Annotated in this window: 24 protein-coding genes; 8 read left to right on the plus strand and 16 right to left on the minus strand. The window is 63.8% G+C overall.

Going from position 1 to position 26,669, the window contains the following annotated elements:
- The first annotated feature begins 18 nt into the window (after positions 1 to 18).
- From E4680_RS05240 to hemE, 3 genes are read left to right on the plus strand one after another with little or no spacing between them, the layout of a single operon-like run.
- Positions 19 to 1,419 (plus strand): FAD-dependent oxidoreductase, encoded by a 1,401-nt coding sequence (locus E4680_RS05240; protein WP_135281342.1) that lies wholly within the window; start codon positions 19 to 21, stop codon positions 1,417 to 1,419.
- A 3-nt stretch (positions 1,420 to 1,422) separates the two neighbouring features.
- A complete protein-coding gene (gene pyrF, locus E4680_RS05245; RefSeq protein WP_205688760.1) occupies positions 1,423 to 2,166 on the plus strand; it encodes an orotidine-5'-phosphate decarboxylase in 744 nt (247 codons plus the stop codon).
- Positions 2,163 to 3,233 carry a uroporphyrinogen decarboxylase gene (hemE, locus tag E4680_RS05250; RefSeq protein ID WP_135281343.1) on the plus strand — a complete coding sequence of 357 codons (1,071 nt, stop codon included), beginning with the start codon at positions 2,163 to 2,165 and terminating at the stop codon, positions 3,231 to 3,233. The genes pyrF and hemE overlap by 4 nt, the downstream gene beginning before the upstream one ends.
- Here the strand turns inward: hemE and phoU are convergent.
- The 14 genes from phoU to E4680_RS05315 form a co-directional block, all read right to left on the minus strand.
- A complete protein-coding gene (gene phoU, locus E4680_RS05255; protein ID WP_135281344.1) occupies positions 3,230 to 4,006 on the minus strand; it encodes a phosphate signaling complex protein PhoU in 777 nt (258 codons plus the stop codon). The genes hemE and phoU overlap by 4 nt on opposite strands.
- A 50-nt stretch (positions 4,007 to 4,056) precedes the next feature.
- Positions 4,057 to 4,890, minus strand: a complete 834-nt coding sequence (pstB, locus tag E4680_RS05260; protein WP_135281465.1) for a phosphate ABC transporter ATP-binding protein PstB — start codon at positions 4,888 to 4,890, stop codon at positions 4,057 to 4,059.
- Between the two features lie 85 nt (positions 4,891 to 4,975).
- A complete protein-coding gene (gene pstA, locus E4680_RS05265; RefSeq protein ID WP_135281345.1) occupies positions 4,976 to 6,274 on the minus strand; it encodes a phosphate ABC transporter permease PstA in 1,299 nt (432 codons plus the stop codon).
- Complete coding sequence (pstC, locus tag E4680_RS05270; RefSeq protein ID WP_135281346.1) at positions 6,267 to 7,649, minus strand: phosphate ABC transporter permease subunit PstC; 1,383 nt, start codon at positions 7,647 to 7,649, stop codon at positions 6,267 to 6,269. The genes pstA and pstC overlap by 8 nt, the downstream gene beginning before the upstream one ends.
- A gap of 58 nt (positions 7,650 to 7,707) precedes the next feature.
- Positions 7,708 to 8,748 carry a PstS family phosphate ABC transporter substrate-binding protein gene (locus tag E4680_RS05275; protein ID WP_135281347.1) on the minus strand — a complete coding sequence of 347 codons (1,041 nt, stop codon included), beginning with the start codon at positions 8,746 to 8,748 and terminating at the stop codon, positions 7,708 to 7,710.
- Between the two features lie 158 nt (positions 8,749 to 8,906).
- Positions 8,907 to 10,319, minus strand: a complete 1,413-nt coding sequence (locus E4680_RS05280; protein WP_135281348.1) for a deoxyribodipyrimidine photo-lyase — start codon at positions 10,317 to 10,319, stop codon at positions 8,907 to 8,909.
- Positions 10,316 to 11,029, minus strand: coding sequence for a glutathione S-transferase family protein (locus E4680_RS05285; RefSeq protein WP_135281349.1), 714 nt, complete (start codon positions 11,027 to 11,029; stop codon positions 10,316 to 10,318). Before E4680_RS05285 ends, E4680_RS05280 begins: the two co-directional genes overlap by 4 nt.
- Before the next feature lie 154 nt (positions 11,030 to 11,183).
- The gene (locus E4680_RS05290; RefSeq protein WP_135281350.1) at positions 11,184 to 12,758 is read right to left on the minus strand and encodes a regulator; all 1,575 of its coding nucleotides are present in this window, start codon (positions 12,756 to 12,758) and stop codon (positions 11,184 to 11,186) included.
- A 35-nt stretch (positions 12,759 to 12,793) separates the two neighbouring features.
- Positions 12,794 to 13,303 (minus strand): cysteine hydrolase family protein, encoded by a 510-nt coding sequence (locus E4680_RS05295; protein WP_320410113.1) that lies wholly within the window; start codon positions 13,301 to 13,303, stop codon positions 12,794 to 12,796.
- Positions 13,304 to 13,309: 6 nt separating this feature from the next.
- The gene (locus tag E4680_RS14275) at positions 13,310 to 13,462 is read right to left on the minus strand and encodes a hypothetical protein (protein ID WP_205688763.1); all 153 of its coding nucleotides are present in this window, start codon (positions 13,460 to 13,462) and stop codon (positions 13,310 to 13,312) included.
- A 217-nt stretch (positions 13,463 to 13,679) separates the two neighbouring features.
- Positions 13,680 to 14,045 (minus strand): cupin domain-containing protein, encoded by a 366-nt coding sequence (locus tag E4680_RS05300; protein ID WP_205688764.1) that lies wholly within the window; start codon positions 14,043 to 14,045, stop codon positions 13,680 to 13,682.
- Positions 14,042 to 14,725, minus strand: coding sequence for a biuret amidohydrolase (gene biuH / locus E4680_RS05305; protein ID WP_135281351.1), 684 nt, complete (start codon positions 14,723 to 14,725; stop codon positions 14,042 to 14,044). Before biuH ends, E4680_RS05300 begins: the two co-directional genes overlap by 4 nt.
- A gap of 66 nt (positions 14,726 to 14,791) precedes the next feature.
- The gene (gene atzF, locus E4680_RS05310) at positions 14,792 to 16,621 is read right to left on the minus strand and encodes an allophanate hydrolase (protein WP_135281352.1); all 1,830 of its coding nucleotides are present in this window, start codon (positions 16,619 to 16,621) and stop codon (positions 14,792 to 14,794) included.
- Positions 16,609 to 17,418: an outer membrane protein OmpK gene (locus E4680_RS05315; RefSeq protein WP_167792395.1), complete on the minus strand. Its 810-nt coding sequence runs from the start codon at positions 17,416 to 17,418 to the stop codon at positions 16,609 to 16,611. The genes atzF and E4680_RS05315 overlap by 13 nt, the downstream gene beginning before the upstream one ends.
- Positions 17,419 to 17,679: 261 nt before the next feature.
- Here E4680_RS05315 and E4680_RS05320 point away from each other — a divergent pair, with 261 nt between their 5' ends.
- Positions 17,680 to 18,369 carry a GntR family transcriptional regulator gene (locus E4680_RS05320; protein WP_135281354.1) on the plus strand — a complete coding sequence of 230 codons (690 nt, stop codon included), beginning with the start codon at positions 17,680 to 17,682 and terminating at the stop codon, positions 18,367 to 18,369.
- 20 nt (positions 18,370 to 18,389) lie between these two features.
- On the opposite strand, the gene E4680_RS05325 is transcribed toward E4680_RS05320, so the two are convergent.
- On the minus strand, positions 18,390 to 20,849 hold the full coding sequence (locus E4680_RS05325; protein WP_240696130.1) for a heavy metal translocating P-type ATPase: 2,460 nt from the start codon (positions 20,847 to 20,849) through the stop codon (positions 18,390 to 18,392).
- A 217-nt stretch (positions 20,850 to 21,066) separates the two neighbouring features.
- Between E4680_RS05325 and E4680_RS05330 the strand changes: the two genes are divergently transcribed.
- On the plus strand, positions 21,067 to 22,902 hold the full coding sequence (locus E4680_RS05330; protein ID WP_135281355.1) for a copper resistance system multicopper oxidase: 1,836 nt from the start codon (positions 21,067 to 21,069) through the stop codon (positions 22,900 to 22,902).
- Positions 22,903 to 22,912: 10 nt separating this feature from the next.
- On the plus strand, positions 22,913 to 23,695 hold the full coding sequence (locus E4680_RS05335; RefSeq protein ID WP_135281356.1) for a copper resistance protein B: 783 nt from the start codon (positions 22,913 to 22,915) through the stop codon (positions 23,693 to 23,695).
- A gap of 99 nt (positions 23,696 to 23,794) precedes the next feature.
- Here E4680_RS05335 and E4680_RS05340 read toward each other — a convergent pair whose 3' ends face one another.
- Entirely contained in the window at positions 23,795 to 24,175 is a 381-nt protein-coding gene (locus tag E4680_RS05340; RefSeq protein WP_135281357.1) for a hypothetical protein, read from the minus strand.
- A 329-nt stretch (positions 24,176 to 24,504) separates the two neighbouring features.
- Here E4680_RS05340 and E4680_RS05345 point away from each other — a divergent pair, with 329 nt between their 5' ends.
- A complete protein-coding gene (locus tag E4680_RS05345; protein ID WP_135281358.1) occupies positions 24,505 to 24,696 on the plus strand; it encodes a hypothetical protein in 192 nt (63 codons plus the stop codon).
- A gap of 102 nt (positions 24,697 to 24,798) precedes the next feature.
- The gene (gene glgP, locus E4680_RS05350) at positions 24,799 to 26,496 is read left to right on the plus strand and encodes an alpha-glucan family phosphorylase (protein ID WP_135281359.1); all 1,698 of its coding nucleotides are present in this window, start codon (positions 24,799 to 24,801) and stop codon (positions 26,494 to 26,496) included.
- Positions 26,497 to 26,669 lie beyond the last annotated feature (173 nt).

Here is a 26,669-nt window from a genome sequence, read left to right on the forward strand (position 1 = left end):
CCGAGGATATCCATCCCCATGAGCGATCCCTTGCACTTTCTGGAGGTTCCCCGTCAGGACCCACCCAAGCTCGAGGCTGAAATCCGCATTCGGCGCTGGGATGAGATCTATGGCCAGTTCGATATCGAATCGGCGGAATCCCAGTCCGGCCGGTGCATTTCCTGCGGCAACCCTTATTGCGAGTGGAAGTGTCCGGTACACAACTACATTCCGAATTGGCTCAAGCTGGTCCGGGAAGGACGGCTATTCGAAGCCGCCGAGCTGTCGCATCAGACCAACTCCCTGCCGGAGATCTGCGGCAGGGTCTGTCCCCAGGACCGCCTGTGCGAAGGCGCCTGCACGATGAACACCGGTTTCGGGGCGGTGACGATTGGCTCCATCGAGAAATACATCACCGATGAGGCCGTCAAGCGCGGCTGGCGCCCGGATTTGTCCGACGTGGTCGCGACGGGCAAGCGGGTGGCCATCATTGGCGCTGGCCCCGCAGGGCTCGGCTGTGCCGATGTACTGGCGCGCAATGGCGTCACCGCGGTGGTCTATGATCGCTATCCGGAGATCGGGGGGCTGCTGACATTCGGCATCCCACCCTTCAAGCTCGACAAGTCGGTGATCGACACCCGCCGCCAGCTGATGGAAGGCATGGGCGTCCAGTTCGTGCTCAATACCGAGATCGGCCGCGATCTTCCGTTCGAACAGCTGCTGGAAGAATACGATGCCGTCTTTCTGGGCATGGGAACCTATAGCGCAATGCGCGGGGGCTTCCCGGGCGAAGAGCTCGACGGCGTGCATGAAGCGCTACCTTACCTGATCGCCAATGTCCGCCGCGTCATGAATCTCCCCGTACAGGGTGCCCCACTCGACATGCGCGACCAGCGCGTGATCGTGCTAGGCGGCGGGGACACGGCCATGGATTGCAATCGCACGGCAATCCGCCAGGGCGCAGCACGGGTGACCTGTGCCTATCGCCGCGACGAATCCAACATGCCCGGTTCGCGGCGTGAATACCGCAATGCCGCCGAGGAAGGGGTGCGCTTCCTGTTCAATCGCCAGCCGGTCGAGATCATCGGCAATGGCCATGTCGAAGGCGTGAAGTTCGTAACCACCCAGCTGGGCGCGCCGGACGCACGGGGTCGCCGCCAGCCCGAGGTCATTCCCGGATCGGAAGAAGTCGTTCCGGCTGATCAGGTGATCATGGCCTTCGGTTTCCGTCCCAGCCCAGCTGCCTGGATGAGTGACTTCGACATCGAACTGGAGAGCGATGGCCGCATCCGTGCCAGCGGCCATGCGCACACCGGCCAAACCAGCAATCCCAAGGTCTTTGCAGGGGGCGACATGGTGCGCGGTTCCGATCTGGTGGTCACCGCGGTGTTCGAAGGGCGCGAAGCCGCCCAGGGCATACTGGATCATCTGGGAGTGTAACGAGTGTCGGCGACGCAACCGATTCATCAGGAGATCCCGGTTGATGAGCGATTGATCTTCGCCGTCGATCTACCCACCGTCACCGAGGCCCGGCACTTCATTGACCGACTGGAGGGACAGGTACGGTTCTTCAAGCTCGGGCTTGAGCTGTTCATGGCCGGGGGAATCTTTGAACTGGTGGATGAACTCCGTCACCGCGATGCCCGCGTGTTCGTGGATCTCAAGTTCTTCGATGTGCCGGCGACCGTGGCGCGAGCTGTGGCCCGTCTGGCCGAGCGGGGCGCTACCTTCGCCACGGTCCACGGAAACCAGTCCATGATGGAGGCTGCAGCAGCGGCCAAGGGTGAGCAGCTCAAGATCCTGGCTGTTACCGCGCTGACCAGTCTGGATCGGGGCGATCTCGACGACTTGGGGTTTGCCTGCGACCTGGATGCACTCGTACTGTCTCGTGCACGCCGCGCACTCGAAGCGGGATGCGACGGCGTCGTTTCCTCCGGACTGGAAGTGAAACGGCTGCGCCAGGAAGTGGATGGTCGCCTGGTGGTGGTCACACCGGGCATCCGACCACTCGACAATCGGGAAACGGACGATCAGAAGCGCATCGTCACGCCCACCGAGGCGCTTCAGGAAGGCGCGGATTACCTGGTCGTCGGCAGACCCATCCGGGATGCGGCGGATCCGGCAAAGGCTGCCGCTGCCATTCAGACCGAGATTCGACAAGCCCTGCTGCGCGACGCAGCATCATGACCGCGCCCGCCCTGCCCAGCCACCGGTTCCTGCGCGCCCTTTCCCGACAGGGGGTAGATCGTACACCGGTATGGATGATGCGACAGGCGGGACGTTATCTACCGGAATATCGCGCTTTGCGCGAGCAGGCCGGAGATTTCATGAGCCTTTGCCGTACGCCAGAGCTGGCGTGCGAAGTCACGTTACAGCCGCTGCGGCGCTTTGCCCTTGATGCGGCCATTCTGTTCTCGGACATCCTGACTATTCCCGATGCCATGGGGCTGGGGCTGCATTTTGTGGAGGGTGAAGGACCGCGATTCGAGCGCCCATTGCGGACGGCCGAGGCCATCCGCAATCTCCCTGCCTTGGATGTAGATGCCGAACTGGGCTATGTCCTGGATGCGGTCCGGCTCATCCGACAGGAACTGGACGGCCATACCCCGCTCATTGGTTTTTCCGGCAGCCCTTGGACCCTTGCCTGCTACATGGTTGAAGGCGGCAGTCCCGGCAGTTTCAGCCACATCAAGACGTTGATCTACGATGAGCCCGCACGCGCTCACGACCTGCTGGGACGTCTGGCCAACGCGGTAACGAGCTATCTGAATGCGCAGATTCTCGCCGGCGCCCAAGCCGTTCAGATTTTCGACACCTGGGGCGGCGCTCTGAGCGGGCCAGCGTTCGAGGCATTCTCGCGTCGTTATCTGCAGCAGATCGTGAACGGGCTGATCCGGGAACACGACGGCCAGGCCATTCCGGTCATCGTGTTTACCAAGGGTGGCGGCCTCTGGCTGGAAGCCTTGGCCGATACCGGCGCGGATGCCGTGGGGCTGGACTGGACCATCGAGCTCGACGAGGCGCGGCGCCGAATCGGTCACCGCGTCGCATTGCAGGGCAATCTGGATCCTGCCGTGCTGCGGGCGAAGCCGGCGGCGATTCGGACAGAAGTGCAGCGGATCCTGTCATCCTTTGGTGTTGGCACAGGGCATGTCATGAACCTCGGGCACGGCATCACACCCGATATCCCGGTCGGCCATGTTCAGGCCTTTATCGATGCCATAGCGGAATTCAGCCCGGCCTACCACCGCTAGGGCGGGCTGCCATCGGGCGAATCGGTGTGCGTGTCGGATTCTTCGGCATCCGATGATCCGATGCCCGTCTCATCGGGCTGGCATTTCTGGTGGCGCACATCTTCGCCGGACACCAGATACACCACATACTCGCCCACGTGACGCGCATGATCCCCAATGCGCTCCAGCGACTTGATGATCTGTGTCAACGCGATGACCTGACCAACGTTGCGGGCATCCTCCATGACATAGGTGGTCAGCCGGCGCAGTCCAGCCTGGAATTCGGCCTCCAGAACGGCGCGGCTGGCCGCGACATCCTGTGCGCGATACAGATCCAGCCGATCGAGCGCATCCATTGCGCGCTCCAGCAAATCGAGCACCCGCCGCCCCATGGTCTGCACATCCCACATCAGCGCGTCAGCGGGTTCGATTCGGAAGCCATCGAATACCTGTAGCGCCAGACGGGCGACCTTGGTGGCCTCATCGCCCACCCGCTCCAACTCGTTGACCGTCTTGGCAAACCCCATGACGATGCGCAGGTCACGGGCGACCGGCGCACGCCGGGCGATCACCAGGATCAACTCATCGTCGATATTGACGTCGAGCTGATTGACTTCCCATTCACGACCGATAACAGACTTGGCGACGCGCCGATCACGATCCCGCAAGGCGATGAGGGCATTGCGGGTCTGGTGCAGAGCCAAGCCGCCCAGCTCCAGAACGCGCAGATGGAGATGATTCAGTTCGCCGTCATACCGGCGGACCGTATGGCCTTCCAAATGGTTCTGGCTCATGACCCCCACACTGCCCGCGGCGCGGGTCCCGTTCGAAAACGCTCAGCCAATCAGCCAAAGCGACCGGTAATGTAGTCCTCGGTCAACTTATGCTGGGGATTGGTGAAGATCTGCTCGGTCACGCCGAGCTCGATCAGATCGCCCAGATGAAAATAGGCCGTGCGCTGCGAGACGCGCGCCGCCTGTTGCATCGAGTGCGTGACGATGCAAATCGAGAATTGCTGGCGTAGCTCGTCAATCAGCTCCTCGATCTTGGCGGTCGAGATGGGATCCAGCGCAGAGCACGGTTCGTCCATCAGGATGACTTCGGGTTGCACCGCAATGGTCCGCGCGATGCACAGGCGCTGCTGCTGACCACCGGACAAACCGGTGCCCGGCTTGTCGAGGCGATCCTTCACTTCATCCCATAGACCCGCACGGCGCAGACTCGATTCAACGACCTCGTCGAGCTGTGCCCGGCTTCGGGCCAGACCATGGATTCGGGGCCCGAATGCTACATTCTCCCAGATCGACTTGGGAAACGGATTGGGCTTCTGGAACACCATGCCGACCTGCGCACGAAGCGGGACGACATCGATCTCGCGGCTATTGATGTTATTTTCATCCAGCAGAATATCGCCGGTCACGCGACAGCCGTCGATCGTATCGTTCATTCGATTCAGGCAGCGCAGAAAGGTACTCTTGCCGCAACCGGACGGACCGATCATGGCCAGCACTTCATTCCGACCCACATCGAGATTGACGCCCTTGATGGCGTGCACGCTCCCGTAATACACGTTGATGTCGTTACAACGGATGCGGGGGTTCTCGACCCGCACTTCACCCACCGTACGCCTCACCTCTCGATCGACCGTTGCCCGGGGTGCCGCGCTTCGATCCATCATGGAACTTGACGGGACCGCAACAGGTTGCTGGGCCTCATTCATGGAAACTTCTGTCATATCGACCTCCAGGAAGGCGCGTAGTCTATCACCAGCGGCGCTCGAACCGTCGCCTCAGGATCACTGCCAAGGCATTCATACTCAACAGAAACGCCAGCAGCACGATAATGGCGGCCGAGGTGCGTTCGGTGAATCCCATTTCAGGGCTGTCAGCCCAAAGAAAAATCTGAACGGGCAAAGCGGTTGCAGGATCGAACACGCCTTTGGGAACGTCGACGATGAAGGCCACCATGCCGATCATCAGCAAGGGAGCTGTTTCACCCAGTGCCCGGGCCATCCCGATGATCATGCCCGTCAGCATGCCGGGCATGGCCAGCGGCAAGACATGGTTGGTGACCGTTTGCAGCGGCGAGGCGCCAACGCCCAGCGCCGCTTCGCGAATCGAGGGCGGCACCGATTTCAGCGCGGCGCGACTGGCGATGATCACGGTCGGAAGCGTCATCAGCGTGAGGACCAGACCCCCGACCAGCGGTGCTGAGCGCGGCAGGCCAAAGAAGTTGATGAAGACGGCCAGACCCAGCAGACCGAACACGATGGACGGCACCGCTGCGAGATTGTTGATATTGACCTCGATGATCCCCGTCAGACGGTTCTTGGGCGCGAATTCCTCAAGATAGATCGCCGCTGCCACGCCCAGCGGGAAGGACAGCAGCATCGTCACCGCGAGCGTCATGAACGATCCGACCACGGCGCCCCAGATGCCAGCCCGCTCGGGAGAGCGCGAATCGCCGGTGGTGAGGAAGTTCCAGTTGAAATGCTGTTGGAGCCGCTGCTGCTGGAGCAAGGTGTCCATCCAGGCCAGCTGCTGGTCGGTGATTTGCCGCTCGCTTTCGGGCAATGTGCGATCGATATGCCCTTTCATGACCATATCGATGTCGCTTCCTGCAGGCACCCACAAGCGAACCGTCTGTCCCAACAGACCCGGATCAGCCAGCAGGCGCTTGCGCAACACGTCGTCGGCCCCATCGCTGATCAGGCTGTACAGCTGACGACGTTCTCCCCGGCCTTGAACATCGGGAAACAGGTCGCGAATCGCCGATTTGAGAACGGCCCCGTAGTTAGCGGCCATGACCTGCTGGGGATCGCCGCTGTCGGCGACATCCAACTGAGCCGGATCGAAGGTGACTTCCAGGCTCAGCTCGGTCTGCCAGAATGCGGTGTAGCCCTTGCTGACGATACTGACGAACAGCAGCGCCAGAAAGATCAATGCCAGAAGGATGGCCAGCATGCCGTAGACACGGAATCGGCGCTCCGCGGCGCGACGTCTGCCGAGCCCCTGGTTGATCAGGTCAACGGGCCGCAACAGTGTTTGGGATTCGTTACTCATATTGCTCCCGATACTTGTTGACCACGCGCAGTGCGATCACATTGAGCAGCAGCGTCGCCAGGAACAGCACCAGACCCAAGGCAAACGCCGCCAGGGTCTTGGGACTATCGAATTCCTGATCGCCGGTCAGCAACGTCACGATCTGCACGGTGACGGTCGTAACCGACTCCAATGGATTGAACGTTAGATTGGCAGCCAGTCCTGCGGCCATGACCACGATCATGGTCTCGCCGATGGCGCGCGAGATCGCCAGCATGATGCTGCCGACGATCCCCGGAAGCGCCGCCGGCAATACGACCTTGCGGATCGTCTCGGAAGGCGTCGCGCCCAAGGCATAAGCCCCATCACGCAAGGACTGCGGGACGGCATTGATCACATCATCGGAAAGAGACGATACGAACGGAATGATCATGACACCCATGACCATCCCAGCGGCCAGCGCGCTTTCGGAAGCGACATCAAGCCCAATGGCGAGCCCCCAGGAACGGATGGCCGGCGCCACCACCAGAACCGCAAACACCCCATAGACAACGGTGGGCACCCCTGCAAGCACTTCAAGCAGCGGCTTGGCGACCGAGCGCACCGAAGGGCGTGCATATTCAGATAGATAGATCGCTGAAAACAAGCCAATGGGGACCGCCACCAGCATCGCAATCAGCGAAATCAGCATGGTCCCCACGAAAACCGGGATCGCCCCGAAAGCCCCTGACGAACCGACTTGATCGGGACGCATCGCCATCTGAGGGCTCCAGCGGATACCGAACAAAAACTCGGTGATGGGCACGAGACGGAAAAATCGGATGGATTCGAACAGCACCGACAATACGATGCCGAGCGTGGTCAAGATGGCCACGCTCGCGGCCACCAGCATCATCACCTGAACCAATCGCTCGACCGCGTTGCGTGCACGTTGCTGCGGATGGATCCGTGTCAGGGTAAACACGGCGCCCAGCATCGCGAGTACCAAGACCACAACCGCCAATGCTGCATGCGCCAGAAACTGAAGTCGATCCCAGTACTGCGCCGCAGCGACCACAGCCGGATCCGCCGTTTCTGTGGAAATCAGTCCCATCCGGACGTTGCGGATGTCATTGAGCAGCAGATTGATTCGCCCGGGCTCGCCTTGGTGCAAGGCCTCGGGAAGCTGAGCGACGACCATATTGGAGATAATCGAGCCGTCAAATGCCGTCCAGGCGATCAGGAGCAGCATGGCCGGAACCGCACTCCAGAGCGACGCATAGAGCCCGTAGTAAACCGGAAGGGAATGCAGGCTGCGCAACTGGCCATCCACCAGCTTGAATGCGCGCCGTCGCCCCATTTGAAAAGCCATCAGGCTCAGGAGGATCAGCAGGATCAACAGTATCAGCGGATTCATGGCACCATTCCGCAAAAAGTAGGGAGGCCGAGAAACCCCGACCTCCCCAGAGACATCATTACTTCATCGGGGCCATTTTCTTGGCCGACTGGGCTGCCTTGCTGCGCTCGTCATCCGGCAGCGCGATCAGGCCACGGTCGGCAAGATAGCCTTCGGGACCCCAGGCTTTCTCGCTGGTGAACTCGGCAACGAATTCGGCCAAGCCTGGAATCACGCCCACATGCGCCTTCTTCACGTAGAAGAACAGCGGACGCGACAGCGGATAATCGCCACTGGAAATGGAGTCGTAGGTGGGTCGCGATCCTTCGATCACCGTCGGCTTCACGCTCGCCAGATTTTCCTCCAGGAAGCTGTAGCCGAAGATGCCATAGGCATCCTTGTTGGCAGTCAGCTTCTGGACGATCAGGTTGTCGTTCTCACCGGCCTCGATGAACGCGCCATCTTCACGCATGGTATGGCAGGCCGCCTTGAAGGCGTCACCATCTTTCTCTTTCAACGCCTTGAGGCTGGGAAACTTTTTGCATCCCGCTTCCATGCCCAGTTCGACGAGGGCATCACGTGTGCCGGAAGTGGGCGGAGGGCCCAACACTTCGATCTTCTGCTTGGGCAGGCTGCGGTCGATGTCGCTCCACATCGTGTACGGGTTAGGAACCAGCTTGTCGCCGCCCTTGGGATCGGGCACGTCCTTGGCCAAAGCCAGGAAGAGCTGCTTGAGCTCCAGCTCCATCGGCTTGGCGTCTTTGCTGTGCGCCAGCACGATACCGTCATAGCCGACCTTGACTTCGACGATCTCCTTCACACCATTGCTGGCGCAGGTCTCTTTCTCGGAGGACTTGATGGCTCGGGAAGCGTTGGAAATGTCGGGAGTTTCCACGCCCACGCCCGAACAAAACAGTTTGAAACCGCCGCCGGTGCCCGTGGACTCGACTTTCGGCGTCTTGAACTGCCCGCTCTTGCCGAATTGTTCCGCCACGACGGTGGTGAACGGATAGACCGTCGAGGAGCCGACGATACTGATGTAATCCCGCGCCTGAGCCGCCAGAGGCGCAGCCAGCATGGCTGCCGCGGTTAAAGTGAGGTAGCCGATCTTCTTTTGCATGAAATTTCCTCTTGCATCAAATTTCGCTGATTGGACCCATGGCGAGCCTTGCGAAGAGTCTCCGCGGCTGTCCGCGCCAACACAGGCGCAAACGGTCTGCCGGGACACGCGCGATGCACTATAAGCAGGGAGAGAGAGAGCAACCACCAAACTTTATGTCACTTATGTGACGTTTTGATGTCACCGCCGTCGATTTCCTTGACCTGTTGCACGTAGGCCGCGATGTCGACCTTGCGCTCCAATCCGGCCGCGTTCATATAACGGACCGTCCCGAAAATCGGACGCTCGGGCCAGGGCCGATCGTGCAGACCGAAGATCCACCCGACGTTGGCATGGCTGTTCGGCGACAGTCCGTCGAGGAAATAGCGGTTGTTGAGCTCAAGGCACCGGGCGAACGCGGTTTCAGGGTCCGGCGACCATTCCAGGATCTTCTTTCCCCAGTACATGCGCAGATGATTGTGCATGTAGCCGGTCAGGCGGGCCTCGGTCATGGCTGCGTTCCAGTACGGGTCATGCGTGGCGGCCGCTTCCAGCGTCGCCAGGTCATAGCAATAGGGACGCGGATCCCCCGCATGCGCTTCGAGTGTTGCCCGCGCCCAGGCGGGAAGCCCCGCATAGCGATCCCAGGCCGGATGATGCAGCGTGTAGTTGTGGGCCAACTCCCGGCGCACGATCAATTCATCGAGAAACGCGTCGCGGTCCGCCGGATCCACCCCGGCTGTCTCAGTAACCTGCCGGGCCACTCGCTGAACGGCGATCTGGCCATATTGCAGATAAGGCGAAAGCCGCGAGACCGCCTCATCCTCCGGATGTCGGCGGCGGGCGGCGTACCCCATCAATCCGCAGCAGACGAACCGATCGAGCGCCTGCTCAGCGGCCTGCGATCCACCCGGGAAAAAACGCGTGACCGGACCCGGCGTTCGATCCACGGTGAGTCCGTCGCCCAGCCGGTCGAGATCATGCAGCGACTCCCCGGCCAGCGCCGGCGGGCTTGCGGTCTGATACGGCTTGGCGTCGTCCATCTGCAGGTGCTCGTTGATCTGGCGCAGGATGCGCGGACGCATGGTTCGTGCCGCAACCTCGAGCCGCTGGCTGACCAGATCCGCCGGCACCACGACGTCGGTCTCCACCTGCCACACGACGCAGGGAGACTGCTCGGCCACCATCTGGCGCCACGTCGCCAGCGGCGGCAGATAGGCGCGATCGCAAACGATGCCTGCCACATCAGGCGACAATTCCAGAATCACCGATGTCGGTTCACCCCAGCGCAGCAGCAGCGGAATGCCGAACCGCGCCAACTCCCGCTCGGTCTCGGCCAAGCCTTCAAGCATGAACCGAAAATGCCGCAGCGCAGCGCCGGGGTAGTCCCGCATCAGTCCAAAGGCCACCACCACCGGCACCCCCAGACGATGTGCCTGGCCACAGGCGAACAGGAGGGCCGGATTGTCCCGCGCGCGCTGCGCCTGCTGCATCCAGTAGAGCACGGGACCGTTCGGCTGCCACGGCCGATCGTTCAGCCGCCGCACCCGATCGGGGTGAATGAACGGCGCCGCGGCGCAGTCCGGACTCATGGGACCGGTTCAATGGTGGGATAGAAGTGCGCGTTCATGCGCTCGACGAACGCAACCAGATTGGCGTGACTCGCCACGGTTTCCTTGATGAGCGAATCCACCGGAAAGGCCAGTGTCCCCGCCAGAAAGGCATGAGCCACCGCGTCGACCGAGTGCGCCTGATCGCCAAGCAGGAACGGCCGGGACCCGAGCAGGACCGCCAGGGCATCCATATCCTCCGCGCCCATGGCCTCGATCTCGGGTGACTCATGCCGGCCGATCCCCTGGCCACGCAGATCGCGTCCCAGCTGGCGCCGAACCAGACGCGGAACCACCTCGCGCAGCGGCCGCGGCAATGCGCCGAAGAACACCTCGCGGGTGACGGCCCAGCCCTGCGGGTCGATCCATCGACCATGGAGCATGACCCAGTAGAAATGTTCTTCGAGCATGCGCGTGATGGTCATCGAAAGGGCTCGTTGCGGCGCCCCCAATCCGGCATCCGGATCAACGTTGTATTGCGCGCGCAGATAATCCAGGATCAGCTGCGAATCCCCAAGCTTCAGATCGCCATCTTCGATATAGGGCAACTTGCCCTTCGGCGCCTTGCGCGGATCGCCCAGCAGTGGGTGATAAGCCAGCCCGGTCATGCGCAGCCACGTTTCCACCTTCATGCAGAAAGGACTGGCGCTGGATAGCCCGTAGGCCGGGGGGAACTGATAGAGCCGGATCATGCATTCCTCCGGTTGCAACTGAGCCTTCCCGCCTTATAGCCGAAACTGCCGGCAGCGGCCACATCGGCACAAAAAAATCCCGGCCGAAGCCGGGACAGGAGCCCACAAACGTCATGAGCGCCACGAGAGGCGCTCCGGATGAGGAAATCGCAATCTACACCGAGCTCCGCAATTGCGGTTGGGCTGCCAACGACAGGTCGGATGCCGGAACAGCGACCCGGGCATAACCGTAGAGACCCGCGGCCATCGTCAGATAAGCCAGGGCGGTGGCGGGATTGTGACCCAAACCGATCGATTCACTATGCATGAAACCCATGAAGGTCATGACCGCGCCGGCCAGCGCGAAGCCGGCAGCACGTTGATAGGCCCGATCGATGATGCAGGCCGCCACCGCAGCCAGGATGAGACTGGTCAGGATGGCGCCGCTGCCGAGCAGTTCGAGGCCGTGATAGAGCACACCGCTGCCGGCCAGCTTGTCGAGACCGACCGCTGCGGCATTCGTGCCGGCGGCGCCCAGCGCATTGTCGATCATCAGCTTGCCCCAACCGGCGACCTGGGGAATCAGGGCCAGCACGACCGCCGGGGCATGGCTCTTCGGCACCTCCTGAAAGGCTTGGGCGCCGATCAGCATGCCGATGTAGAGCAGGATGGGCGAGATGGCCACCACCGGGATCAGCGCCATCAGCACCGCGACGATGCCGAACCAGGACAGGATCAGCACCATCACGCCCGTTGCGGCCGAGTAGCCGATCCGGCCGCCGATCGCCTTCCAGCCCGGATGGCCGATGTAGACGGCGTTGATGAAAGGATTGCCGAGCAGGCAGCCGATCAGGCTCACCACGCCATCGACGGTGATCACGCGCGTGGTCGGAAAATGATCACCGCCGGCCTCGGCGCTCTCCACATTGTCCATGGCCTCGACGAGGTCGTAGATGCCGAACGGAATGGCCGTGACCAGGATCACGCCCAGGTACTCGAAACCGCCGAACACGTGGCCCACCGCCGGCAGCGGCACCGAGAAGCCGAAGCCTGCGAAGGACGCACCGAGCTTGTCGAGGCTCATGCCGCCGAAGCTGAAGCCCAAAGCGAGCCCACCCCAGGCGAGCAGCGAACCGACACCGATGGCGACCAGCCCCGCCGGAACGCCGCGCCAGTAGCGTACGCCCCCGAACCAGCTCGCCAGCAGAATCACGAAGCAGACCAGCCCGATAACCGGGTCCATGTACATCTCGAGCGCCGGCCGCATGGCGATGAAAGCGATGGAGACACCCGCCAGCGCCCCGAGCAATGCGGCGCGCGGGGTGATCTTCTTGATGTACGGCGCGACGAAGCCGCCCAGCATGAGCACGAAGCTCTGGATGAACACCCAGGTCAGCCCCGCCTCCCAGCCCTTGATGGGATCGCCGGCCATGGCGGCAATGGGCAGCATGATCACGAACACCACCACGAACATGTGCGGCACGCTGATGCCCGATGGCAGCGCGCACACCGTGTCCCGGCCTTCTTTCTTGGCAAGCTGAAAAGCCAGCCAGGCGTAGTAGCCCGTGGACAGGAATAGCATCAGCCCGGTGGCGGGCAGGATGCGCCCGAACACGATGTCGTCCGGCAGCTTCAGGACGTAGCGCAGCAGCGCAGTCAGCGTGAGCAGGTTGACCAGGATATTGGTGCCGAAGCCAAAAAACGCATTCCAGTCGCCGGGCGACCAGATTTTTGCAGCCGTGCCGTTCATGCGGGAAACCTCTGAGAAGGGTTGAAGGAGCGAGTTCAGGCGGCCACGCGGGTGAGTGCGCTGCACACCCGTGCCGAGTCGGACACCCAGCCGAAGATGCCGCCCTGGGCAGTGATCATGGCCAGCGCGACCCGGTGAAATTCAGGGAAGTAGGACCCCACGGCATCGCTCACCACCAGGCACTCGAAACCCCGGTCGTTCGCCTCGCGCACCGTGGTGTGTACGCACACCTCGGTCGTCACACCGGCAACCAGGAGAGTACGGATGCCCGCGTTGGCAAGAATCAGGGCCAGATCGGTCTGGTAGAAGGCGCCCTTACCCGGCTTGTCGAGGACCGGTTCGCGCGGCGCAGGGGCCAGTTCGGGAACGATGCCGTGGCCCGGCTCGCCGCGGATCAGGATGCGACCCATGGGTCCGGGATCGCCGATGCGCTTGGGCCCACCGCCACGGGCCAGCTTGGAGGGCGGCGCGTCCGAGAGGTCCGGGCGGTGACCCTCGCGGGTGTGGATGATCAACAGGCCGGCCGCGCGTGCAGCCGCCAGCAGCGCTTGTCAGGGCCCGATTGCGCTTCGCAGCAGCGAGACATCGTTGCCCAACATCGCGCCGAACCCCCCGGGTTCAAGGAAATCGCGCTGCATGTCGATGATGATCAGCGCAGTCGAAGAGACCTCCAGACGAAGCGGTTCGGTATCCAGCAAGGACATGGGGTTCGCCCTCCGGTTTATTCATACATCATTGCATACAATGCAATCCGCATACCGATTCCGTCGCTTACGGACCGGCGGGGACGTCAACAGCCAACAAACTGAAAGGATTGGAAAAAATATGCCGTGACTTACTGGATGGCCGGAGTGGTTCAGTGCTGGCCGCGCACCGTCCTGGACCGTCGTTCGCAGGCTGCGCCATCGTGGCGCATCTGCCTTAAACAAAGCGCACGGGCCGTTCCCAGATGGCCAGCACGACGCAGCCCCCGGCACTGCGCACGGCATGGCGTGAACCCGGCGGGTTGACCAGCAGAGTGCCGGCCGGATAGCAGCCGCGCTCATCTTCCTGTGCGCCCTCGAGAACCAGGATGTACTCGTAGCCGACGTGCTCATGGGCCGGGACGCGGGCACCGGCCGCATAGCGCAGCAAGGCCGCGCGCAAGCCGCTCGGAGTGGCTTCATGCAACGGCACCTGCTCGATGCCCTCGCGAAACGGCTGCCACGACCACGCCCCGGCATCGAAACCCGCGGCCAGCGACAGCAGCGGGAGCGCACGTCGTTGGAAATCCCCTCCGTCGCTCAAGCGATTGCCTCCATCAGCGCGCCGGACGTCGCCACGGCGCCGAACACGCCGCCCTGCATGGTCACCATCTTGAGCGCTGCCAGATGGTTGCCGTGGTCGGTGGCGCCGCAGCAGTCGGCCAGAATGAGGCATTCGAAGCCGCGGTCATTGGCTTCGCGCATCGTCGTGTGCACACACACGTCGGTCGTGATGCCGGTCAGCACGAGATTGCGGATGCCGCGCGTGTGCAGCAGGAGGTCGAGGTCCGTGGCGCAGAAGCTGCCCTTGCCGGGCTTGTCGATGACGGGTTCGCCGGGCAGGGGTCTGAGTTCCGGAATAATCTCCCAGCCCGGCTCGCCGCGCACCAGAATCCGCCCGCAAGGGCCAGCATCGCCGATCCCCGCCCCAATGCGTTGCGAACGCCAGCGCTTGTTGGCCGGCAGGTCGGCCAGATCCGGCCGATGACCCTCGCGGGTGTGAATGACGTGGTAGCCGCCGGTGCGAAAGGCGTTGAGCACCGAGCGGATGGGCTCGATCGGCGCGCGCGTCAGCGAGAGGTCGTAGCCCATGGTGTCGACATAGCCGCCCGGGCCGCAGAAGTCGGTCTGCATGTCGATGATGATCAGGGCCGTGTTGGCGGGCTTGAGATCGCCGTCGTAAGGCCAGGGGTAGGGATTGGCATCGAGGTGGATGGAATTCACGTTGACCTCCGGGAAAACGACAGGGATGGCGGCCCGAAACGCATGCAGCAAGGACCGTGCACGTGCTCAGCGCCCGGCGAGCCACGCCCGCCAGCCGCCGTGGATCGTGATGTCGGTAGCGCCGGCGATCGAAGCGGGTTCGCACAGGAATCCCTTCACAGCGCGGCCGCCCTCGAGTGCGATGGTGCCGATGGCGAGCGGCGCCGGCACGCCGGCGAGAAAGGCACCGACCTCGGCAAGCGGCAGGCACCAGACTTCGAGCTCGATGGCGGCGCCGGTCGCATCGCGCACCATGCCCGGGCGTGGCGGATCGAAGCCGGCCAGCGCGTACAGGCGATAGCCGGGCACGGTGCGGGTGCGTTCGAGGAAACGCGCACCGCGCTCGGTGAGTTCATGGTTCAGCGCCAGGCCCTGCATGTGGCCCCCGCAGACGGCGAGCTCGAGTGTCGCGGACTGGTTGTCCGCGGCATACGCGGGCATGTCGGCCAGCGCCAGGCCGGTGGCGCCGGTGGTGCTGTTGAGCGCCCGGTGCAGACGGTCCGCCAGTGCAAGCAATACCCCGTCGTGCCCGGCCGGTGCCTGAACGGTCACGCCGAACGGCAGGCCGGACGGCAGGAAACCCGCCGGCACCGCCACGGCGCACAGATCCAGCAGATTCATGTGGTTGGTGTAGTGGCCGAGGCGGGTATTGAGCGCCACCGGGTCGGCCAGCACCGCCGCGCGCGCGTAGACGGCGGGAATGGTCGGCGTTAGTAAGCAGTCGATGTCGCCCCACAGCGGTTCGACCATGCGGCGCAGCGCGCGCAGCTGATAGTCGGCGGCGAAGGCGTCGGCGGCCATGAAGCGATCGGCACCCAGGATGATGTCGCGCACCACCGGCAGCACCGCGTCCGGCCGACGGTCCAGAAAATCGCCGATGGCGAGCCGGCGCTCCGTCAACCACGGCCCCTCGTAGAGCAGGCGCGCGGCTTTGCGAAATGGGGTGTAGTCGACCGGCACGGCCGTGCCGCCGAGCGCTTCGAACGCCGCGACGGTACGCGCGAAGGCCTCGGCACCGGCTGCATCACCGTCGAAGTCGAGCTGATCGGATTGCGGCACGCCGAAGCGGAACACGGCACGGCTCGCCAGCACCCCCGGCCAGTCCGCGCGCGCGAACGGGTCCTCGGCATCGAAGCCGGCAATGACATCCAGCACCGCCGCCGCGTCGGCGCAGGTCAGCGCGAATACCGACACGCAATCGAGCGAGCGACAGGCCGGCAGCACGCCACGGCTGCTGACGCGGCCGCGGCTCGGTTTGAGGCCGACGAGATTGCCGAGCGCGGCGGGCACTCGGCCCGAGCCCGCGGTGTCGGTGCCCAAAGAAAAGCTCACCAGGCCGTGCGCGAGAGCCAACGCTGAGCCGGAGCTCGACCCGCCGCAGATGTAGCGGGCATCGAAGGCATTGACCGGCGCACCGAAAGGGGTGCGCGTGCCGGACAGGCCGGTCGCAAACTGGTCCATATTGGTCTTGCCGACCAGCATCGCACCGGCCTCCAGCAGGCGCTGCACGGCGGGCGCTGTATGCGCCGGTACATAGGCGAAATCGGGACAGGCGGCGGTGGTCGGCAGGCCGGCGACGTCGAGGTTGTCCTTGACCGCGAAGGGCACGCCGTGCAATGCACCACGCGCCGCTGGCGGCAGGGCGTCGAGCGCGGCGGCGCGGTCGCGCAGGACTGCGTCCGGAACTTCGGTGATCCAGATGCCGTCCGCGGTGACCGCCCGGCGCCGCGCGATGAGCTGCCCGGCCACCGCCTGCGCTGTCGTGCCGTTCGCGAGCGACCGCTGCAGAGCCGAAAGATCCGGGAGCGGTTCATCGTCGTGATCCTCGGAAGGGGGCGTCCTCCTTACCAGATCCATTTCACCATCACCTGAGGCACATCTTCATCCATGCCGTCGATGCCGAACTTGTTGCGCCAGATCTGATACTCGACACCGACCTGCAATTTGTTCTCGCCCAGTTCCGTCAACGCACCGACATCGACCAACAGGCGCGGGGCGCTGATGATGTTGTCCTCCAGCGGGTCTTCGCCCCAGGCGTAGTCGAAGAAACCCTCGAAGACCATGGGGACCGGCCCGAGCTTGAACGGCGCACCCCATACGAGCGTGATCTGCTGGCCGGAATCAATGGCCGAGTCCTGGCTATCGCGGATGTACCAGTTGAACTGGAAGAACTGCAGGCCGGGAAGCTTGAGATCCACTGCCAGCCCATACAGCAGCGTCTGTTCCACCGGGGACTCGGGAATTTCGAGCGTGGCCGTGAAGAGGATGTCCTTCACGATGCCCGCCGACAGTTCATGCCCGGCGAAGATGTTGCCGAGCGACAGTCGCGGCGACAGTTCGGCGTAGTAGGCCGCGCTCGTCTCTGCGGTGGTCCCGAAACCGTCGCCTTTACCGAAGGGGTTGGTGATATCGACGAAAAAGAAGTTGTCGCCGTACTTCCAGGTATTGAAGTGCTCGACCGTGATGATCCCGGCCTCATCGTCTTCGGAGAAGCCCCCCTCCGGGTCGAAGTCTGCGTACCGTGTGCCGTGGAGATACTGGATGTTGGTCGTGGCGAAAGTCGCCGAGCCGGCGTAGGCAGCACCGGTGAAGATCGTCAGAACACCGACGCCGCTGAGCGCGGTGATGGCGGGATAGCGACAGGCTGCATGCATGATCCAGTCCCCTGAGTAGAGTGGGCCACCCCCTTTGGTATCCCACGTTGCATGCAATAACGAGCACAAAGTATGCCGCACACCGAAATGCGCCATGATTCGCCGCATTCCGCTCGAATTGCCGGCGACCGGTCGGGCAGGCCCGTCATCCTGCCCCAACTTCGCGCAAATGGTGATCCGCGATAGTGCGGGCAGGTCTGCACAAACGCGCGTGATATGCCATGATGAATGCCAAGTCGTATACCGGGATTTCAGCCCCCCATGCCGAATCGTCCGTCAGCCCATGCCGTCTACAGCGAGCTCAAGGATCGCATCCTCGGATTTACGCTGTATCCGGGGACACGCGTCACCGAAACGGAGCTGGCGGAGGATTTCGGGGTGAGCCGAACGCCGATCCGGGAAGCGCTGCAGCGTCTGGCAGCAGAAGGATTCGTCACGATCAGGCCGAAGCAGGGCTGTTTCGTGCGGGAACTCGACATCGAGGAAATCGATCAGCTTTATCAGGTCCGCATTGCGCTCGAGTCGCTGGCCCTCGAGTTGGCCCAGGCGCACATGCCTCGATCAGCGCTGGAGTCTCTCGCCCGTGACTGGGACCCGGGCCAGTCGGACAAGGCACCGGTCTCGGTCGATGCGATGGCTCAGCGCGACGAAAGCTTTCACATTACGCTGGCCCAAGGCTCTGGAAACCGTGTGCTGGCCGGCTTGCTCCAGGATGTGAATGCCCGCATCCACATCATCCGCCGACTGGATTTCACGGACCGGGAGCGGATCGATGTGACCTACACGGAACATCACCGCATCGCCGAGCTGCTTCTGGCTCGCAATCTGAGTGCCGCGCGCGAGCTGATGAGCGAACACATCCGTTACAGCCAGGAATTCGCACGGACGCTGACGCTGCGCCGGCTCGCCGATCTGCGCCGGGCCGCTCCCGGTTCGTCGGGAAACGGCTAGCGCCCGCCACGTCTGACCGATCATCCGGGCTTGCCGTGCAAAGCAACCCGGTTGAGCCGCAATGCGTTGGTGATGACGGAGACGGAAGAGAGGCTCATCGCCGCGGCTGCGAGCATGGGCGAGAGCAACAAGCCGAAAAACGGGTACAACAGGCCAGCCGCGATGGGAACCCCCAGGCTGTTGTAAACGAAGGCGAAAAATAAGTTCTGGCGAATGTTGCGCAGCGTCGCCTGAGATAGCCGCCGGGCCCGGACGATCCCGGTCAGATCGCCCTTCACCAGCGTGACCCCGGCGCTTTCCATGGCCACATCCGTGCCGGTACCCATGGCAATGCCCACATGGGCCTGCGCCAGAGCGGGAGCGTCGTTGATGCCATCGCCGGCCATGGCCACCTTGCGGCCTTGAGACTGCAGCTCGCGCACCTTGGCGGCTTTCTCATCGGGCATGACGCCGGCAATCACCTCGTCGATGCCGAGCGGTTCGGCCACGGCGCGGGCCGTGGCTTCGTTGTCCCCCGTCATCATGACGATTCGCAGTCCTTCGCGGTGCAAGGCCGACAGGGCTTCAGCGGTGGTTTCCTTCACCGGATCGGCCACCCCCACCAAACCGGCGCAGCGTCCGTCCACCGCCACCCACATGACGGTCTGTCCGGCACTCCGCAAGGATTCGGCGCGGACGCGATGGGCCGAGAAATCCACCGCCAGCGTTTCCATCAACGCGGCGTTGCCGAGCGCCACCTCACGCCCGTCAATCCGGCCGCGGACTCCCTGGCCGGTCACCGACTCGAAGTGTTCCGCCTTCCCGGGCCGAACCCCGCGCGCCTCGGCGCCCCGCACAATGGCCGCCGCCAGGGGATGCTCGCTGCCCTGTTCCAGGCCGGCGGCAAGGCGAAGCAGTTCCGGTTCGTCCACATCGCCGGTCGCCTCGACCGTCACCAGTTCGGGATGGCCCTCGGTCAAGGTGCCGGTCTTGTCCACCACCAGCGTATCGATCTCGCGCAGCACCTCGATGGCCTCGGCGTTCTTGAACAGCACCCCGGTTCCGGCACCACGGCCGGTGGCCACCATGATGGAAATCGGCGTCGCCAGACCCAACGCGCACGGACAGGCGATGATCAGCACCGCCACGGCGTTGATCAAGGCGTGGGCCAGTCGGGGTTCCGGGCCCCAGAGGCCCCAGATCACGAATGTGGCGACCGCAACGGCCACCACGGTCGGCACGAAGTACGCCGCCACGGTGTCGGCCAGTTTCTGGATCGGTGCACGGCTGCGCTGGGCATCGGCCACCATCTGCACGATCTGGGAAAGCAGGGTATCCGCGCCCACCCGCTCGGCCGCCATCACCAGCGCGCCGGTCCCGTTCACGGTGGCGCCAATCACGGCATCGCCCGCCGCTTTTTCCACCGGGATGGGCTCGCCGGTGATCATCGATTCATCCACCGCGCTTTGCCCTTCCAGCACCTGACCGTCCACCGGAATCTTCTCGCCCGGCCGGACCCGCAGGCGATCCCCGGGTTGAATCTGATCCAGCGGCACGTCCTGCTCAGTGCCATCGGATCCGATGCGCCGCGCAGTCTTGGGGGCCAGCCCCAGCAGGGCCCGGATGGCCGCCCCGGTTCGGCTGCGCGCCCGCAGTTCCAACACCTGACCGATGATCACCAATGTGGTAATCACCGCAGCGGCTTCGAAGTAGACTGCCACACGCCCGCCGTGGTCCCGAAACGCGGCCGGGAAGAGATCCGGAAACAGCGTCGCCACCACACTGTAGCCATAGGCCACGCCGACCCCCAGCGCAATCAGGGTGAACATGTTCAGGCTGCGATTGACCAGGGAGCGATAGGCCCGGGTGAAGAAAAACGAGCCGGCCCAGGCCACCACCGGCGTGGTCAGCGCCAGCTCGAACCCGTCCCAGAAGCCGGGTGAACCCAGCCGTGCGAGCAGCGCAGCGAACCCGGGGACCATCTCGCCCATGGCGACGATGAACACCGGCACCGAAAGCACCACGCTCACCCAGAACCGGCGCATCATGTCGCGCAGTTCGGGATTATCGTCATCCGCTAACGTCACGGTACGGGGCTCCAGCGCCATTCCGCAGATGGGACAATCACCCGGTTCGTCCCGAACGATCTCCGGGTGCATGGGACAGGTCCACTGTGTCGCCGTAGCGGGCGCGGCCGGCGTTTCTCGCTCCAGGGCCATCCCGCATTTGGGGCATGATCCCGGTTGGTCCGTCTTCACATCCGGGCACATGGGGCAGACGTAGGAACCCGGCGCGGCTTGCCTGGCCGATTCGGCCGTGCGGTCGAGATAGCGCGCCGGCTCGGCCGCGAATTTGTCCGCACAGCGCGTTGAGCAGAAAACATAGCGTCGACCTTCATGATGACGCTCCGGGGCGTGCTCCGGGTCGCGGACGGTCATACCGCAAACCGGATCACGCGCCATACCACTGGCGTCATTGGCGTGATGATGCTCATGGGCCATGTTGCAACCTCCCCGCGCATGGTGGCGCGATCGGTGACTGTCCAGTCCCACTCTACCGAACCCGCCCCCTGCAATGCCAAACCTCACCGGCAGCCCAATGACCCCATTTCGCCGAGCTCTAGTGGCAAACTGCCGATGACCCGGGACACCCTTTGAGCTGTGCCTTGCGCGCTGCTTTAGGCTATCGTCCGATTGGCATCGTGAACGGAGTAGGCACGTGAAAAACCGGACCGGGCGGCTGTCGCGGCGAGAGCTTCTGCAATGGGGGGGTGCCCTGGGCTTGGCCATGGGGCTCGCACCGTGGCAGGCGTTGCGCGCCGCTTCGATGTCTTCGCTCGGAAACGGAACCCCGGACGATCCGCTCGAACTGACCATTGCGCAATGGCCGCTCCGGATCGCCGAGCGCCGCAGCACCGCCGTGGCCCTCAATGGGCAGGTGCCGGGGCCCTTGATCCGGCTGCGCGAAGGTCAGGATTTCGTGGCGCGGGTCCACAATCGTCTGGATCAGGAGACCTCCATCCACTGGCACGGCCTGCTGCTGCCAGCCGGCATGGATGGCGTGCCGGGGGTGAGCTTCGCGGGAATCCGTCCCGGCGCGACTTTCACCTACCGGTTTCCCATTCGCCAGCACGGCACCTACTGGTATCACAGCCACAGCGGCATGCAGGAGCAGCGCGGACACTATGGCGCGCTCATCATCGACCCTGCCGGGCCCGACCCGGTCGCCTTTGAACGCGAACATGTCGTGATCCTGTCGGACTGGCTGCACACCGATCCGCATCACATGATGGCGCAGCTCAAACAGCAGAGCGATGCCGACAATTTCCAGAAACCGACGCTGATGAGTCTGGTCGACGAAGCCCGGCAAAGCACTTGGCGCGCTGCCGTGCGCAACAGGCTCGACTGGGCGGCGATGCGCATGAACCCGAGCGACATCGCCGACATCACCAGCCACAGCTACACCTACCTGCTGAACGGGCAGGCATACGATGCGCCGTGGGAAGGCCGGTTCACGCCGGGCGAGCGCGTGCGGCTGCGCATCATCAACGCCGCCAGCATGAGCTACTTCAACATGCGCATCCCCGGTCTGCGCATGACCGTGGTCCAGGCGGACGGCCAGAACGTGGCGCCGGTGACGGTGGACGAACTGCAGATCGCCGTGGCCGAAACCTATGATGTCGTCGTGACACCGACCGAGGATCGAGCCTACGCGCTGTTCGCCGAGTCCATGGACCGCAGCGGCTACGCCTGCGGCTTTCTGAGCCCGCGCCCGGGATTGCGCGCCGAGCTGCCGGCCCTGCGCGCACCGCCACGCCGCACCATGATCGACATGGGCATGGCCCCGCACGCGGGGCATGGGATGGACCACGGTGTCGCCGCTGAGGAAACGCAGCGACCGGCCGGCCACCATGGGGTGCCCCCCCATTCACCCGAGGCGCACGGCGAGCCGGTCTCCGGCGCAGCGCCCCACGTCCATCACGAAGCGGCTGCCAGCGGAGCGCCACTGCCCCGAAGCGAGCCGGGGCCGATCGTGGCCCACCATGGCCCCGACACCCACGGTCCGGGTAATGCCAGCATTGCCGAGGTGCAGCGCAACCGGCTGGCCGAACCGGGCACCGGCCTAGCCGACGTGAACCATCGCGTGCTGGTTTACACCGACCTCAGGCGGCTTGCTCATGATTTCGACGCGCGTCCGCCGGCCCGCGAGCTCGAACTGCATTTGACCGGCCACATGTCGCGCTATCTGTGGTCCTTCGATGGCCGCAAGTATTCCGACGCCCCGGAACCGATCCACTTCCGCCACGGCGAGCGGCTGCGTCTAATCCTGGTCAACGACACCATGATGGAGCACCCGATCCATCTGCACGGCATGTGGATGGAACTCGAAAACGGCCATGGACCTCACATCCCACGCAAGCACACCATCAGCGTCAAGCCGGCCGAACGGCTTTCGGCGCTGATCTCCGCCGACGCATCGGGGGACTGGGCTTTTCACTGTCATCTGCTCTATCACATGGATCTGGGCATGTTCCGTGTCGTGCGGGTCGGCTGAGGGAGGCGGCATGGGTGTGCAATCAGGGCGCCGGATTCTGCTCGGACTGGCCGCGACGCTCGGCTTCACGGCTCAAGCCGTCGCGGCCGCCGATGCCGACCCGACGACGCAGGCAGGAGCTTGGCCAGCGCCCATCGAGGACGATGCGATTTACCACCGCCTGCTCCTCGATCAATTCGAGTACCGTGCCGGCGATGCCGATGAGGCGGCCTTGGCCTGGGATGTGCTGGGTTGGGTCGGCGGTGACCATCGGCGTCTGTGGCTGGAAAGCGAAGGGCACCATCGCACGCGGGACCACCAAACCGAGATCGGTCGACTCGACGTCTATTACGGCCGACTGATTGCACCGTACTGGGATCTTCTAGGCGGGGTCGGCTATCAGCGTCACGCAGGCATGGACGACGACCCGGAGCGGCTTGCCGCCGTCATTGCGCTGCACGGCCTCTTGCCTTACCGCCTCGAGATCGATGCCACGGCGCGGTTGGATGAACAAGGCCTCCTGACCGGACGCCTGGAAGCCGAATCGGAGCTCCTGATCACTCAGCGCCTGATCCTACAGCCGCGCATCGAACTCAGCGCCGCGGCTCGGGAGGATCACGCGTTCGATCTCGGTGCCGGACTCACCAGCGCCACGGCGGGCCTGCGCCTGCGCTATGAAATCGATCGGCAGTTCGCCCCCTACGTCGGCTGGTCCTGGACCCGCAAGCTCGCTGGCACCGCAGATCTGGCGCGCGAGGGCGGTGAGGCCGTCCGCGAGTCGACGCTGGTCACGGGTGTGCGGATCTGGTTCTGATCGGGCGCGCCGATGATGCGACCGGGATCGCTCATGACGATTCAAAGTCCAGCTCCCGATCCATCGCCGCCGGGTCGCTCGCCGGCCCCGTGCTGGATATCATCGGACCACCCGACCATGCTGCAACCGCCCGACAATGCGGGGCACAGTGCCGCCGACACTGGGTAACGCGGGCCTGTGGCTGCGCGCCTGGATATTGACGGCTTGGCAAATCTGTTGCCCGCCGATCATACCCGCTGCCTGCCATGGGGCCGCATCGAAACGACCACGGCCGATTCGCCCAGGCCGATCCAGGCGACCGGATCCATGCGCCAACAGCCGCGCCGGGACGTCGGGATTACTGCGCCGTATCGCTTCATGCGTGGTCCGGATCTGCAAACTGAGCGCCATCGCTGCTACCGACGAGCGCCGAACCGCCGCACTTGGAAGTCTGCCATGGGCCTCGGGCTTGGGCACGCCAATCAGACGATACCCTGCCATCGACGCATGATCGGCGCCACGCCACGCGACCTCTCCCGGTCTATTTGATGACGGCGCGTTGCGTTTGTCAGGGCGTCTTTCTTGCGACCCTCCCGGATCGATCCGGGAGCTTCCATCCGCTCAGGAGAAATCTTCATGAAAGTCCCCGACCGGACTCGCCTGATCCAGACGACCGATGATGTCGTGCGCTACGCCACGCGCATCGGCCTGCTCAAGGCGGCACGCAATCCGGACAATCGGGATCGACGTTTCTCCGAAGCCGGCCGGCCTCGACCGTTTGCTTCATTCGCCGTGCGCGCGCCCTGGGGGGTGCGCTCGAGGACATCGCGTTGCTGCTGCAGCGGCTGGAAGGCGGCGAAGCCTCCGGGGAATGGCTGCATGATTGGCTCGTGGCCCGTCGTCGCCATACCCGGCAAACGCGGGCACAACGCCACAGTCAGGTCAGTCAGCTCGACCCGCTGGTGGCGAAAGCCGCCCGACCCAGACCGGTCGAATGCGCGCTGCCCGAGGTGACCCGATGACTGACCGCACAAGGGCAGGCGTTTCAGCCGGCCGGTTGGCGGGCCTGCCGAACGGACGCTATGGTGTGACTTCGGTGAGCGCATCCAGGCAGGAGCATGGCCATGCTCGATGAATTCCTCCATGAACCCCGCGTGGCCTATTTCTCCATGGAAATCGCGCTGCGCAACGAAATCCCCACCTATGCCGGTGGCCTGGGCGTGCTTGCGGGGGACACGGTCCGCGCAGCAGCGGATCTGACACTGCCTTTGGTGGCCGTAAGCCTGATCAGCCGAGAAGGCTATTTCCGGCAGGAACTCGATGCGCAGGGCCGGCAGGTCGAGCAGCCGGCGTCCTGGAACCCGGCGGCATTCGCCCGACCGCTCGACGCCAAGATTGCCGTGTCGATCGACAGTCAACCGGTCTGGATCGGCGCCTGGCTGTATGTCCTCGAAGGCCACATGGGTGGGCGCCAACCGGTGTTGCTGCTCGACACCGATCTTGCGGAAAACAGTCCGGAAAATCGCGCCATCACCCATTTTCTCTACGGCGGGGACGAACGTTACCGGCTCAAGCAGGAAATCGTCCTGGGTATCGGCGGGGTTCGGATGCTGCAGGCGCTTGGATTTAGAGATATTCGCCAGTATCACATGAACGAAGGTCACTCGGCTCTGCTGGGGTTGGAACTGCTGCGCCGCTACAGTTATCCGCCAGAAGGCCTGCGTCCGGGCGAATCGCCCTACGATCTGCCGCGGGTGCGCGAGCAGTGCAACTTCACCACCCATACCCCGGTGGAAGCGGGTCACGACCGCTTCACCTATGACCTGGTTCGGCAGGTGCTCAACCATCCCATCGACGAGGCCACGCTCAAGCATCTGGCGGGTGAGGACAATCTCAACATGACCCGTCTGGCGCTCAATCTCAGCGAGTATGTGAACGGCGTGGCCGAGCGGCACGCCGAGGTTTCGCAGCGCATGTTCCCCAGCTATCACATTCATGCCATCACCAACGGTGTACATCCCTTCACGTGGACAGCCGAATCCTTCCGGAAGCTTTATGACCGCTATCTGCCGGGCTGGTGTCACGAGCCGGAGCGGCTGGTGCGCGCCGATTGCTCCCTGCCCGATGACGGCATCTGGAACGCCCATAGCGACGCCAAGCGAGCGCTGATCGAACACGTGCAACAGCGAACCGGCGTGGCCTTGGATGCCCAACAGCCGGTGATCGGATTCGCCCGGCGCATGACCGCATACAAGCGGCCCGACCTGCTCTTCACCGACATCGAACGCCTGAAAGCCATTGCACACCGCTATCCCTTCCAGATCGTCCTGGCGGGCAAGGCACACCCGCATGATGAAGGGGGCAAACGACTCATCGAGCAATTGCATCGCCATGCCCGGACCCTGGCCGATACGCTGCCAATCGCCTATCTCCCGGAATACGATCTGGATACGGCCCGGTTGCTGACCGCGGGTGCCGACATCTGGCTCAACACACCGCTGCGCCCGCTGGAGGCTTCTGGAACGAGCGGCATGAAGGCCGCCTTCAACGGCGTGCCGTCACTCAGCATCCTCGACGGCTGGTGGATCGAAGGGTGTATCGAAGGCGTCACCGGATGGGCCATCGGCGATCATGCGGACACCAGCGACGGCGATGCCCGTGCGCTCTACGACAAGCTCGAACGAACCGTGTTGCCGCTGTTCCATGACGGCGGCGATGCTGGCTGGATCGCTCTGATGCGCGGCGCGATCAGCAAGAACGCCAGCTACTTCAACAGCCATCGCATGATGCGTCGCTATGCCACCGAGGCCTATATTCGCTGATCCCAGGGCTCGACATCCATCGATTGAGATCCGGCCAATCAAACCCTATGGTTCGGGAAACAACCGGCGGACATGCACCGTCATCAGCCTGCTCGAAGAAACGCTGCATCAACGACGCATGTGATTCCGACGAGAAACCCGCGCACCCATTGGCTTGAGGAGGACGCCCACCG

Source organism: Candidatus Macondimonas diazotrophica (genome assembly GCF_004684205.1).
Taxonomy (GTDB): domain Bacteria; phylum Pseudomonadota; class Gammaproteobacteria; order UBA5335; family UBA5335; genus Macondimonas; species Macondimonas diazotrophica.

Excerpts from the sequence above, each read along its gene's own strand:
- E4680_RS05280 (WP_135281348.1), bottom strand. The coding sequence starts at position 10,319 with ATGAGTCCGGACTGCGCCGCGGCGCCGTTCATTCACCCCGATCGGGTG.
- E4680_RS05320 (WP_135281354.1), top strand. The coding sequence starts at position 17,680 with ATGCCGAATCGTCCGTCAGCCCATGCCGTCTACAGCGAGCTCAAGGAT.
- E4680_RS05325 (WP_240696130.1), bottom strand. The coding sequence starts at position 20,849 with ATGGCCCATGAGCATCATCACGCCAATGACGCCAGTGGTATGGCGCGT.
- phoU (WP_135281344.1), bottom strand. The coding sequence starts at position 4,006 with ATGAGCCAGAACCATTTGGAAGGCCATACGGTCCGCCGGTATGACGGC.
- pstB (WP_135281465.1), bottom strand. The coding sequence starts at position 4,890 with ATGATGGATCGAAGCGCGGCACCCCGGGCAACGGTCGATCGAGAGGTG.
- E4680_RS05285 (WP_135281349.1), bottom strand. The coding sequence starts at position 11,029 with ATGATCCGGCTCTATCAGTTCCCCCCGGCCTACGGGCTATCCAGCGCC.
- E4680_RS14275 (WP_205688763.1), bottom strand. The coding sequence starts at position 13,462 with ATGTCCTTGCTGGATACCGAACCGCTTCGTCTGGAGGTCTCTTCGACT.
- E4680_RS05315 (WP_167792395.1), bottom strand. The coding sequence starts at position 17,418 with ATGCATGCAGCCTGTCGCTATCCCGCCATCACCGCGCTCAGCGGCGTC.
- hemE (WP_135281343.1), top strand. The coding sequence starts at position 2,163 with ATGACCGCGCCCGCCCTGCCCAGCCACCGGTTCCTGCGCGCCCTTTCC.
- E4680_RS05240 (WP_135281342.1), top strand. The coding sequence starts at position 19 with ATGAGCGATCCCTTGCACTTTCTGGAGGTTCCCCGTCAGGACCCACCC.
- pstA (WP_135281345.1), bottom strand. The coding sequence starts at position 6,274 with ATGAGTAACGAATCCCAAACACTGTTGCGGCCCGTTGACCTGATCAAC.
- atzF (WP_135281352.1), bottom strand. The coding sequence starts at position 16,621 with ATGGATCTGGTAAGGAGGACGCCCCCTTCCGAGGATCACGACGATGAA.
- pstC (WP_135281346.1), bottom strand. The coding sequence starts at position 7,649 with ATGAATCCGCTGATACTGTTGATCCTGCTGATCCTCCTGAGCCTGATG.
- E4680_RS05290 (WP_135281350.1), bottom strand. The coding sequence starts at position 12,758 with ATGAACGGCACGGCTGCAAAAATCTGGTCGCCCGGCGACTGGAATGCG.
- E4680_RS05275 (WP_135281347.1), bottom strand. The coding sequence starts at position 8,748 with ATGCAAAAGAAGATCGGCTACCTCACTTTAACCGCGGCAGCCATGCTG.
- E4680_RS05340 (WP_135281357.1), bottom strand. The coding sequence starts at position 24,175 with ATGGCAGGGTATCGTCTGATTGGCGTGCCCAAGCCCGAGGCCCATGGC.
- E4680_RS05335 (WP_135281356.1), top strand. The coding sequence starts at position 22,913 with ATGGGTGTGCAATCAGGGCGCCGGATTCTGCTCGGACTGGCCGCGACG.
- glgP (WP_135281359.1), top strand. The coding sequence starts at position 24,799 with ATGCTCGATGAATTCCTCCATGAACCCCGCGTGGCCTATTTCTCCATG.